The sequence below is a fragment of the Xanthomonas sp. A1809 genome, from assembly GCF_017746015.1.
In the GTDB taxonomy this organism is placed as follows: Bacteria; Pseudomonadota; Gammaproteobacteria; order Xanthomonadales; family Xanthomonadaceae; genus Xanthomonas; species Xanthomonas euvesicatoria.
Window position 1 is genome coordinate 32568 of sequence record NZ_JAGHWZ010000010.1, and the last position, 11745, is coordinate 44312.

Sequence of the window (11745 nt, forward strand, 5' to 3'; positions counted from 1 at the left end):
GCAAGTGCATGCCGCGTGCGGCTGCGCTGCAATGGGGCAGCGCTAGCGGCGCCATGTTGTGATCTGAGGCGCGGCTGCAGGCTTGATCTATTGCATGTGGTGCTGTTGGCGTCGTCATCAATGCCGTGCACTGCCTTGCTGCCCCGGCGATGACCTCGCGACAACGGGCATTGCGGCAAGCGATCCGTCAGCGCAGTTCCGACCGGCACGAGTTGGCGAATCAGGCGGGCGCGAGCCGGCTGTCCGATGCGCAGCGACTGGGTACCCGGGTGCCCGATGCGCACAGCGCCCACGCGTTCGGTGCTTGTCTCGACAGTGGGTGTCTACACGCCACCACCGACGCACCATGATGGGGCGAGCTGCCCACCATGCGCCGGCGCATCCATGCCCTTGCGGTTGCCGCGGCGCAAACCCCTGGTATGCGTCGGCGCGATCTCGTATTTTTGACGGCTTGTTCACTTGCCGGTGCCGTGCCCATGTCTGACCCGTCCGCGCCCGATCATCTGCAACGCAGCCTGTCCAATCGCCACCTGCAGTTGATCGCCATCGGCGGGGCGATCGGTACCGGCCTGTTCATGGGCTCTGGCAAGACGATCAGTCTGGCCGGGCCGTCGATCCTGTTCGTCTATCTCATCATCGGCGCGATGCTGTTCTTCGTGATGCGCGCAATGGGCGAACTGCTGCTCTCCAACCTGGAATACAAGTCGTTCATCGATTTTTCCACCGACCTACTCGGGCCGTGGGCCGGGTTTTTCTGCGGGTGGACGTACTGGTTTTGCTGGATCATCACCGCCATTGCCGATGTCATTGCCATTGCGGCCTATGCGCAGTTCTGGTTTCCGGGATTGGCGCCGTGGATTCCCGCGATCTTGTGCGTGTTGTTGCTGCTGAGCCTGAATCTGGTCACGGTGAAATTGTTCGGCGAGATGGAATTCTGGTTTGCGCTGATCAAGATCATCGCCATTGCCACATTGATTATCACCGGCGCCGGGCTGGTGGCCTGGGGCTTCCGTTCGCCGTCGGGCAACGTGGCCTCGCTGTCGAATCTGTGGAACGACGGCGGCATGTTCCCCATGGGCATCGGCGGGTTCTTTGCCGGCTTCCAGATTGCGGTGTTCGCCTTCGTCGGTATCGAGCTGGTCGGCACCACTGCTGCAGAAACCGCCGATCCGCGCCGCAATCTGCCCAAGGCGATCAACTCGATCCCGGTGCGCATCTTGATTTTCTATGTGCTTGCGCTGATCGCCATCATGGCGGTGACGCCGTGGCGACAGGTGGTGGCCGACAAGAGCCCGTTCGTGGAGTTGTTCGTGCTGGCCGGCGTGCCGGCGGCAGCGAGTTTGATCAACTTCGTGGTGCTGACCTCGGCCACCTCCTCGGCCAATAGCGGCATCTTTTCCACCAGCCGCATGCTCTACGGCCTGGCCGAAGAACAGCATGCGCCCAAAGGCTTTGCCAAGCTGTCGCGCGCGGCGGTGCCGGCGCGCGGCCTGCTGTTTTCCTGCCTGTGCCTGCTGCTGGGCGCGATGCTGGTGTATCTGATTCCCAACCTGGTCACTGCGTTTACGCTGGTCACCACGTTGTCGGCGGTGCTTTTCATGTTCGTGTGGTCGCTGATCCTGTGCGCCTACATCGCCTACCGCCGCAAGCGCCCGGAGCAGCACGCCGCCTCGGCGTTCAAGATGCCCGGCGGCGTGCTGATGTGCTACGTCTGCCTGGCATTCTTCGGCTTCGTCATCGTGCTGCTCACCCTGCAGGACGACACGCGTCAGGCATTGCTGGCCAGCCCGGTGTGGTTCCTGCTCCTGACCATTGGCTATGCAGTCAAACGCCGCGGGAACCGGCAGCGTTGAGCGATCGGTGCGAACTCATCGCGTGTGCAGCGTGCGGCGGTGACCGCACGCTGCGAGCCATCATGGCGATGCGCGTGGCCGGTGGATCATTCACCGCTTGGGTCAGGATGCGCCGCTTCGCCTTTCTCTGCCGGGCTCGGTGACGCGATGGCCGCCCCGGCGGGCACACGCTGCAACGGAATCTGTTTCTTTGCTTTCCATTCCGGCGTGACCGGCAGACCGTAGTGCTGAAAGAGCTTGGCAACGTTTTCGAGATGGTCTGACGTTCGGTCGGCATATTCGCTGAATCGCCCCGAATCGTTATCGATGCAGAGCTCGCCGTCCGTGTTGTAGTACAGGGTACCGCTGATGCGCGCTTCCGGTATGCGGCGATTTTCCTGCCAGGGGGTCTTGTTCCATGGTTGGCCGCCCACGAGGGTGACATGGCCTTGCGCGTATGGCTGTTTCTTCTTGCGCGCGTCCTTGCTTGTCATCGGCTCGTCCAGGACCACGCCAGGATGCCCTTCGCCGATGACCAAGCTACCATTGCTGGCGATGTTCCATTTGTACTCCACCTTCTTGTCGCGCAGATCGTCCAGGCGCAGGCGCTGAGCCAGTGGCGTACTGGGCGGGACGTCGGTTGCAGTCTGTCCGCGGAACGTCGGGGTGCTCCTGATGCGATCGATGGCGTCCTCGCTCAGCCCGAGATCGTTGGATAGCTTGGCTGGATCGAGACGATGCAGCGTCTTCAGTGCCGGACCGGTCGAGACGAACAGGCGTGTTGGATTGATCTTGACGTGCTCGGGAGCCTCCGTTATTTCCTGAGCCTGGATCGGCGTCCGGTGGGTACCGTCTTTCAGATGCTTTCCGCGCGCAGGCTGGGTGCTGCCGAACAGCGTATCGAGATGGCTGCTGTCTGCGACGAACGCCGGCGATCGCCCCTTGGCTGATGCGCTTCGGCGCAGGCGGGGCAGCTCGCGAAGCTGGGAATGGACGCCGATTTGGATGTCGTCGCACACCGCTGGGGCCTGTCGCGGATCCACATGACCGACAGGCTCGTGTAGCCCGCCAGACGCCGAGCCGGAGATCTTCATGCGCGTACTCCTGGAATGCGTGAGCGGAAAATGTAAGACAGCCAGAAACTGCATACCGCGCACAGCAGAATCGATGTGCGATTTGGCGAACGCTTTCGCTGCCTTGCAGAAGCCGCACGGCGAATTGCAGGTGTGACCAGGGACGGCCGTCGTCGCCGTCGCCGATGAGCATGTGCCGGCGTTGACGCCATGGTGGACGCGGAGGATGCTTGGACTCTTTCACCTCACCGTCGATGCATGATCACGATCCACCCGATTGCCGGAACCCAGCACACCCCAGGTTGCTGGGTCGACCTGTGCCAGCCAAGCCCGCAGGAGCTGGCGCAAGCCGCTGAGAAAGTGGGGTTTGCCTTGCCTGATCGTGCGGCGATCGGCGAGATCGAATTCAGCAGCCGGGTGCGTCGCCAGGGCGATGTGTTGTTTCTCAATGTGCCGCGTTTCCAGGACGAGGACGGCCCCACGGCGCCTTTGGGGTTTGCGCTGTCGCCGACCATGCTGGTGACCTTGCGCGAGCAGCGCATCGGCTCATTGGAGGCCCTGACGACGCGGCTGGAACACGAGCCCTGCCACAGCTCTGACGATTTGCTGCTACGCATGTTCGATCAACTGGTCGGGCGTCTGGCGGATCGGCTTGAGGGACTGGAAGCGGCGGTCACCGAAACCACGCGGCTGGTATTCGACAGCCCACACAAGACCAAGGGCCTGGAGCGCATGTTGCACCAGGTCGGCGACATGGGCCGCCAGCTTGGCGGCCTGCACAACGCAGGGCAAGGCATGCTGCGCCTGGTCACCTATCTGGATGGCGCCGCCCCGGACTGGTTCGGGGCCGATGCAGCCAAACGCATCACCCTGCTGCACAAGGACCTGACCACCTTGAGCGAATTCCAGCAGCACATGGACGACCGCATCGAGTTCCTGCTCGACAGCGTGCTGGGCATGATCAACATGGACCAGAACAACGTGATGAAGGTGATGGCGGTGGCGTCGGTCGTCGGCATTCCGCCCACCGTGCTGGTCGGCATCTGGGGCATGAACTTTTCTTACATGCCCGAACTCAAGGGGCACGACCATTACTTCTGGGCGCTGGGCATCATCGCGCTGAGCGTAGTGGTGCCGCTGGCGTGGTTTCGCAAGCGTGGCTGGGTGTGACGCATCAGCGCCCGTAAACCGTGGGAGCGCTGCTGGGCGCGCTATGGCGTGACCGGGAAGGCCCTCGCGCCCAGGGGCGCTCCTACGGGGTTGGCCGGGAAACTGCCCGGGTGCATGGCGTGCAACCGGGCAATGTGCAGTGCTTACTGCTGTCGGGCGGCCTGGTCAGCCCTTGGCCTGGAAGCTCGCTTCTTCGTACGGCTGCACCACCACCCAGCCTTCGCCGGCAAAACGCATCTGCAGGCTTTCGCCCGAGCCGCGGCCGAACAGCGTGCCGATCGAGACGTCGGTGACCAGCTCGGGGGTCAGCGTGCCGGACCAGGCGACGGTGGCGTTGGGGTCGGTGAACACCGGACCGCTGGCGGCGGTGACCGGCAAGGTCAGCGGCTCGTAGTGCGAGGTGATCGCCACGATGCCGTGGCCGCTCAGGCGCACGTTGAACAGCCCACCGGAGAGCATGCCGGCCACTTTGCGCATCATGGTGATCTTGTGCTCGATGCCGGATTCGAACGCCAGCACGTCGTTGCCGTTGACGAAGATCGCCTCGCCGTTCAAGCGCAGCAGCGTGATCATCTTGCCGACATCGGCCAGATACACGCGGCCCTGGCCTTCGGCCTTCATCAACTGCATGCCTTCGCCGCTCACGGCTTTTTTCAGCAGATTGCCCAGGCCCTGTTCCAGCAGTCCCTCGCGGGTGAACTTGACGTTGCCGGTGCGCGCCACCATGGCGCCGGCCTTGGACCACACCATGCCGTCGAGGCGCACTTCCAGCAGATGCGGGTTTTCCAGTTCGAACGGATCGGGGCTGACGTCCTTTTCCTTGGAATGGGCGAGAAATTCGTTGAGCGTGCGTACGGCCATGGGTCCGTCCTGGAGTGAAAGAGTGCGCATGATACGCGGCCCTCTGCGGTGCAGTCGCGGGCCGGCGCCGGGAGCATAAGTGCTGCGCATCGCCGCACGCGATGACAGCGGCAATGTGGCGATCAGCAATCGCGCTCTACGCTTGCGGGCGAACCAGGTGCGGATCGAAGAGCTGCGCTCCACGCGGCTGCGCACACCATCAGAGCGCGTCGCCGGTGCGCAGGATCGCCATGGTGGCCCGTCTGCCACGGTTCGTGCGGGCAATGCCTCATCGCACGACTGCTCGCAACGTGTTGCCAGCAAAGGCAGAGCGCGTCATGTCGCCGCGACGGCGGTGCTGCGCATCGGTAACGTGCACCGTCCGAGACCCGACGCCAATGATCCGACCCTGCCGCTGCCACGCACTGCGCGGCAGCGGCACCATCCTCAGCGCGCGGCCGCCTCGGGCTTGCGCACGCGCTTGGCGGGTGCGGTTTTGGCATCCTTGCCCGGATACAGGTTCAGCAGCATCAAGGTGACGCCGTTGGTCCAGCCGAAGCCGTCCTGCAAGGCGTATTCGCCACCGCCGCCGCCGGCCGCATCGGTCTCCAGGCCGTACTTTTCGACCAGCTTGTGCTCGCGTGCGAACAGCGCCTGTACCTGGGCCAGAAAACGTTCGCCAATGGTGCGTGCCAGCGCGTCTTCGCCGTAGCGCCGCAGGCCATCCACGGCCACCCATTGCAGCGGCGCCCAGCCGTTGGGTTCGTCCCATTGCTGGCCGGTCTTCACTGCGGTGGTCGCCAGGCCGCCGGGGCGCAGCAGCGTTTTACGCACGGTGCTGGCGGTGCGCTTGGCGTGATCGTCCGAGGCCAGGCCGGCGAACAGCGGGTACAGCGCGGCGGCGGTGACCTGGTTGCTCAGCGTGCGCGTCTGCCAGTCGTAGTCGGCGTAGTAGCCGGCGGCATTCCACAGATGCGCGTCGATGGCCTGCTTGCGCTGTTGTGCAAGTGCGGCGTAATCGCGGGTGCACTCTGCGCCGGCTTGCGCGCAGGCCTGCGCCAGCGTGCGCTCGAGGTGGTAGAGCAGGCTGTTGAGGTCGATCGGGAGGATGGCCGTGGTGCGGATGGTGCGCAGGTTCTGGCCGTCGGCCAGCCAGCGGCTGGTGTAGTCCCAGCCACTTTCGGCGCCGGCACGCAGGTCGCGGTAGACCTCGGCGGCCGGGCGGTCTTTCACTTCTGCGGCGGTACGGGTGTCGTGCAGCCAGGCCTCCGGGCGCGGGGTGTCGCGCTCGTCCCAATAGCGGTTGAGCACGCTGCCGTCGGCCAGGCGCACCACGTGGCGCGCGGCCTGGCCGGGCTGCAGGTCATCGCTGCCCTGCATCCAGTAGGCGTATTCCTTCTGCAACTGCGGCAGGTAGCGCTGATACACCGCCTCGCCTTCCACGCCGGCCTGCAGCTCCACCATGTAGGAGAAGAACGGCGGCTGCGAGCGGCTGAGGTAGTAGGTGCGGTTGCCGTTGGGAATATGCCCGTAGGTGTCGATCAGGTAGGCGAAGTTGTCCAGCATCTGGCGGCTGAGCGTGGTTTCGCCGCTCTTCACCAGGCCCAGCATGGTGAAGTAGGAATCCCAGTAATACACCTCGCGGAAGCGCCCGCCCGGCACCACATACGGATGCGGCAGCGCCAGCAGGCTGCTGTGCGGCGGCACGTGGTTCTGGCTGCGCACCAGCTTGGGCCACAGCAGGTCGATGTGCTCGCGCAGCGCGGTGTCCTGGCGGATCGCGTCGGTCTGCACCGGCGGCGATTCTTCGAAATTGGCATCCACGAACTTGCGCAGGTCGAAACCGGGGTGATCGTGCTGCGCCAGATAGTCGGCATTGATCAGCGCCGGGTCACGCAGCGGCAGGAAGTCGACAAAGTGCTTCTGGTCGTCGAACAGCTCACCGCGCTGCACGGCCTGGAACAGTTCCGGGTAGGCCAGGTCGGGCGTGGGTGGCGTGGGCGCCGGCGCATTGACGACCGGAGGGTCCAGCGGCGCGGCGGTCAGCGTGCCCGGCGCAACAAACATGCTCAGCGACAGGCCAAGCAGCGACGTGCAGCACGGGGGCGCGGCAGAACTCATGACATCTCCAGAACGGGCAGTGGCGTAGGGCATGGTAAACGACCGATGTGGCGGGCGGGACCGAGCGGGGTGCCGGCACGCCGACAGGCTTCGCACGGGGACGACTGGATTCAGCAAGCTGATCGGCGTGGTGCCGCAACGTGCGTCTGTCCAGGCATATCGGCGCGGCACTCAGGCAGCTTGAATGGTGGCGCGCCGGCATCCCTGCAGTCTGGCTGCTGCAAGATGCGCGCCAGTGACGTGCCGGAAGACCGCCACCTGCCCGCTTGCGCTAGCGCTCGTTCTTCAGCAGGCGCTGTAATTCCAGCGCATTGGAGGTGGCGCACCCGGCTGCGGTGTTGTCGAAGATCACCCAGCGTTCGGGCGGTGGCGGCGTGCTATCCGGGTGGCTGGCGCGCACCGTGGCGGCCAGTGCCTGCAGTGCGGTGTGCGCGTAGCTGCTGTAGTAGACACGCGGGGCGCCATGCCAGCGCCAGTAAAGCGGCGCAGCAGCCGGGCTCGGGAGGGAGGCCGCGGGCACCGGCGCCGGGTCGGCGGCGCAGCGTGCAATGCGATGGCGTGCCAGCAGCGCCTGCGCAGGTGCGGCGAACCAACTGGCGTGGCGTGGTTCGCAGACCACGCCGCCGTCCCAGCGCCGGCGCAGCATCGCGAAAAACCGCGAGGCCACCGCGGCATCGAAGGCCGCGCTGGGCGGCAGTTGCAGCAGCAGGCAGCCCAGTCGTGTTCCCAACGCGCCGGCCTGCGCCAGGAAGGCATCCAGCAGCGGCCCGGTGCCGTGCAGGCGCGCGTCGTGGCTGATGCTGCGCGGCAGCTTGACCGAAAAACGAAAGTCCTCCGGTACGCTGTCGGCCCATCGTGCGTAGGTGCTGGCGCGATGCGGGCGATAGAACGAGGAATTGATTTCCACCGCGTCAAAACGCGTGGCGTAGCGCTGCAACACGCTGGCGCCCTCGCCGAACTGTGCACGGTCGGCGGCAGGAATCGACCAGCCCGCGCAACCACAACGCACACGTGCAATGGCACCGGATGGACGAGCTGGCATGGCAGGCAAGCGGAGGGTGGCAGCACTCTATGCATGCGCGTGCGTCAGGATGTCGTGTGCATCGCGATCACGGGCGAATCACGCAGCGCTTCGATACTGGGCGCATGCCAGAAGGTCCCTCACTTGTCATCCTGCGCGAAGATACCCAAGCGTTTGTCGGTCGCAAGATCGTGCGCGTGTCCGGCAATAGCAAGCAGGACATCGCCCGTCTGGACCAGCAAAAAGTGCTGGCACTGCGCAGCTGGGGCAAACACTTCCTGATCGAATTTGCGCACTTCAGCGTGCGCATCCATTTCCTGCTGTTCGGCAGCTACCGCATCAACGAAGACAAGCCCAATGCGGTGCCGCGCTTGTGCCTGGAATTTTCCAATGGCCAGCGGCTGAACTTTTATGCCTGCTCGGTGCAGTTCATCGAGCGCCCGCTGGACGAGGTCTACGACTGGACGGCGGATGTGATGAACCCGCTCTGGGACCCCGCGCAGGCACGCCGCAAATTACGCGCCGCGCCGGCACTGCTGGCGGCCGATGCACTGCTCGACCAGACCATTTTTGCCGGCGTGGGCAACATCATCAAGAACGAGGTGCTGCATCGTATCCGCGTGCATCCGGAAAGCACCGTGGGCGCGCTACCGGCGCGCAAGCTGGGCGAACTGGTCACCCAGGCACGCGACTACAGTTTCGACTTCTACACCTGGAAAAAAGCCTTCGTGCTGAAGAAGCATTATCAGGTGCACACCAAGACCAGTTGCCCGCGCGACGGCGCGCCGCTGCAGTACCGCAAGCATCTGGGCAAGGCCGGGCGTCGCGCGTTTTTCTGCGAGGTCTGCCAGCGTCTGTACCGCGCCGACGAGGCTTGAGCTGCGCCGCGCCGCGGCCGGGAAAGCGGCGGGCGGATCGGGTAAGGCCTGCCGACGGATTGCGGTCACTCAGCACCAGCCCGCACTGGCCGACACATGCGTGCGCCTGTCGTTGGCTTGCCAATGAGCGGACGGCGATGCGTCTTCGGTGGGAGCGCTGGCGTACCGGTGCAACAGCGTTCGGGCAGATGCACTGCGCGGTTGGGCGTCGCCGGGTGCGCAGTTTTTCGCGGTGCTGGCGGTTGGCCTGCGCATCGCATGGCCGGCGATGTGCCTTGCCTGTTTTCGGATGCTGGTGTCGACAGCGGCGCGCCCGCTGTTTGGCCCGTGGCGCACTGGCAATTCGCTTGCGCAACCTGCGGCGCAATGTGAATGGCGGCTGGCCCTGCCTGGCCAAACAACGAATTCCAAACGCGCGCCGGCGCGGCGCCGGCTAGATTTGCGCGTCGCACACCAGGGTTCGCCGTGTGCGGCATCGGCACTCTCATCTCATCGGTCTCCCGCATTGTGATTACCCGCAGGAAGGAAGCGCTTGTCCCGCATGTCGCCGCTGTCGCATGCACGGGCGCCATCCTGTTCTTTCTTGCCTGCCTGTTGCTGTACATGCCGCCGCCGCGCGAAACCACGCAACACGAGGACACGTTGCAGGTGTATTTCGTGCCGCGGCCGCAACAGACGCCGCCGGCACCGCAGCAACCGCCGCAGGAGCCCGAGCGCAAACCGCGCGTCGCATCGGCCGCGCGTGCGACGCCGCCGGCCACGCACACGCCGCCACCGCCGCGGCAGCCGGCCGCCGCCACTGCCCCTGCCAGCGATTCGATGTCGGCCCAGCTGTATACCCGTGACGGGCGCCTGCGCATGGCGCAGGTGGACCCCATGGCGCAGACCGGCAGTGCGGTGCCGCCGGGGATGGCCGACGAACGCGCGCAGGCCAAGGCGCGCAAGATCATGGAGCGGGTCAACCCGGTGCAGTACCAGCAAACCCGCTTCGCCAAGGACTGGAAGAGCGATGGCACCCTGGGCGATGTGGCGGTGCAGGAAATGAATCGCGGCATGAAGAAGTTCAACGACATGCTCAACGGGCCGCAGACCCAGGTCGCCAAGGCGCGGCCGCCGCCGGATGTGCGCTTCAATCCCGCGCTTGCCGGCAATCAGGCCGAGATGGGCAGCGAGGCGACGGGCGATGCCTATAAATCGGCGCCGATTGCGCATGAAACGCTGCCCGACCTCAAGGGTGAAGCCAGCCGTCGCATCCGCGAGGCATTGGCGGCGCTGGAACAGCGCAGTGCGCGTTGCGATGCCTCCAGGCGCACATCGCTGTTGTCGCCGGTACGCACGCACCTGTCGGATCTGGAACGCGCCGAGCACGCCTTGAACAACGGCGCCGACCCGGTGATGGCCGCACAGATGTTGCCGCGTCAGGCCGACAGCGCCTACGACCTGGCCCGCCGCGCGCTGTGGTACGCCGATCGCCAGTTGAAGCAGTGCGCGCTGGGGTGAGGGTACGTCTGCGACGCAGCAGGCCGGTTCGCAGGCCTCAGGCCAGACTCTGCCGGTAACGGTCCTTTTCTGCGCTCAGCGCGACCTCGGCACGTAGAAACACCTGGCCGATCGGCTCGTCCGGGGCAGTGGATTGCGCTTGGCCCAACAAGACGGTCAGGCCCAGCGCATGTTGTTGCTGGGCGATCTCGCGCAGGCTCTGCAAGGTGCGCTCGGCGTCGGGGCCGCGCAGCACGGCGATGAATTCCGCACTGTCGGTGACGCGGTCGATGCTGTTGCCTGGCCCCTGCACCAATGCCGCGAAGGCCTGGTCGAGCTGCTGCAGGTTGCGCCCGAGCAGACGTTCGCTCTGGCGCTCGGCCAGTGCGGCCAATTCCTGCACTTCCAGAATCACCAGGTGATAACCCGTGTCGGCAACGGCCTGGCTGGCGACCGGGACGACCGGCTGCAGGATGGCATCGCGCTCGAGTTGCAGCTCGCGCTTGCGCTCGTCGAGCAGGCGCATGGCCACCCGTGCAAGCGCCTGCAGGCCGGTGCGCTGCAACTCGGTGAGCGTGCGTGGCTCGGTGTCGAGCACGCAGACCGTGCCCAGTGCAACGCCTTCTTCGGTGACCAGCGGCATGCCGGCATAGAACCGCGCGCCGGTGTCGCCGGTGACCACCGAGATATCGGCAAACCGGCTGTCCTTGCGCAAGTCGGGTACTTCCATCAACTGATCGGGGCTGCGGATGGCGTGGTCGCACACTGCCTGGCTACGTTCGGTCTGCTGCAGGCCCAGCCCCAGCCGCGCCTTGAACCATTGGCGGTCGCGGTCCACCAGCGACATCAGCGCGATCGGTGTGTCGCACAGGGACGCGGCAACCTGCACGACGTCTTGATAGGTGTCCTCCGGCAGGCTGTCGACGATGCGATAGCCATCCAGGACGTGTTGGCGAGAGGATTCGTCAGCCACGGGCATGTCTTTCATCGAATAAGCCAGGCAAGCGCGAACGCGAAAGCCGCAAGCATACCGGCAGCGCCGGTAACGTGGCGTGGATGCCGCCCCGCGGAGCGCGCAGCGTGAGACACCAACACCGCATGCCGACAACGACCGCACGTGTCGTGGTTGCGTGCCGAGCGGGCAGGGCTGCCATGGCGCACTCGCTACAGGCGAGGTGTTCGACATGTGCTGGGTGTACCGCCCGCTCTGGCGAGGTTTCGCCCGGGCCGTCTGCAGCAAGATTGCACAGCGGCAGACGGGCCCACCCGGCAGTGGCGAGCCAATGCGATTGCTGCTTCAACAGCACAGCGCATGACAGGCACTCTGCCGT

9 protein-coding genes are annotated in these 11745 nt (G+C 65.4%); 4 read left to right on the forward strand and 5 right to left on the reverse strand.

The window, feature by feature from the left end; translation table 11 throughout:
* Positions 1–476 precede the first annotated feature (476 nt).
* Entirely contained in the window at positions 477–1853 is a 1377-nt protein-coding gene (gene cycA, locus J7396_RS14525; protein ID WP_209261648.1) for a D-serine/D-alanine/glycine transporter, read from the forward strand.
* Positions 1854–1939: 86 nt separating this feature from the next.
* Here cycA and xopV read toward each other — a convergent pair whose 3' ends face one another.
* Positions 1940–2926 (reverse strand): XopV/AopV family type III secretion system effector, encoded by a 987-nt coding sequence (gene xopV, locus J7396_RS14530; protein ID WP_209261649.1) that lies wholly within the window; start codon positions 2924–2926, stop codon positions 1940–1942.
* A gap of 237 nt (positions 2927–3163) precedes the next feature.
* Between xopV and J7396_RS14535 the strand changes: the two genes are divergently transcribed.
* Positions 3164–4075 (forward strand): CorA family divalent cation transporter, encoded by a 912-nt coding sequence (locus J7396_RS14535; RefSeq protein ID WP_014089285.1) that lies wholly within the window; start codon positions 3164–3166, stop codon positions 4073–4075.
* Between the two features lie 165 nt (positions 4076–4240).
* Here J7396_RS14535 and J7396_RS14540 read toward each other — a convergent pair whose 3' ends face one another.
* The 3 genes from J7396_RS14540 to J7396_RS14550 all read right to left on the reverse strand — a co-directional run bounded on the left by J7396_RS14540 (position 4241) and on the right by J7396_RS14550 (position 8078).
* Positions 4241–4936: an AIM24 family protein gene (locus J7396_RS14540; protein ID WP_011346285.1), complete on the reverse strand. Its 696-nt coding sequence runs from the start codon at positions 4934–4936 to the stop codon at positions 4241–4243.
* 426 nt (positions 4937–5362) lie between these two features.
* On the reverse strand, positions 5363–7036 hold the full coding sequence (gene treA, locus J7396_RS14545) for an alpha,alpha-trehalase TreA (protein WP_029818577.1): 1674 nt from the start codon (positions 7034–7036) through the stop codon (positions 5363–5365).
* A 271-nt stretch (positions 7037–7307) separates the two neighbouring features.
* Positions 7308–8078, reverse strand: coding sequence for a DUF72 domain-containing protein (locus tag J7396_RS14550; RefSeq protein WP_057681177.1), 771 nt, complete (start codon positions 8076–8078; stop codon positions 7308–7310).
* A 104-nt stretch (positions 8079–8182) separates the two neighbouring features.
* On the opposite strand from J7396_RS14550, the gene J7396_RS14555 reads away from it, so the two are divergent.
* On the forward strand, positions 8183–8935 hold the full coding sequence (locus tag J7396_RS14555) for a DNA-formamidopyrimidine glycosylase family protein (protein WP_008577537.1): 753 nt from the start codon (positions 8183–8185) through the stop codon (positions 8933–8935).
* Between the two features lie 594 nt (positions 8936–9529).
* The gene (locus J7396_RS14560) at positions 9530–10435 is read left to right on the forward strand and encodes a hypothetical protein (RefSeq protein WP_209261720.1); all 906 of its coding nucleotides are present in this window, start codon (positions 9530–9532) and stop codon (positions 10433–10435) included.
* A 37-nt stretch (positions 10436–10472) separates the two neighbouring features.
* Here J7396_RS14560 and J7396_RS14565 read toward each other — a convergent pair whose 3' ends face one another.
* Complete coding sequence (locus J7396_RS14565; RefSeq protein WP_008577841.1) at positions 10473–11402, reverse strand: GAF domain-containing protein; 930 nt, start codon at positions 11400–11402, stop codon at positions 10473–10475.
* Positions 11403–11745 lie beyond the last annotated feature (343 nt).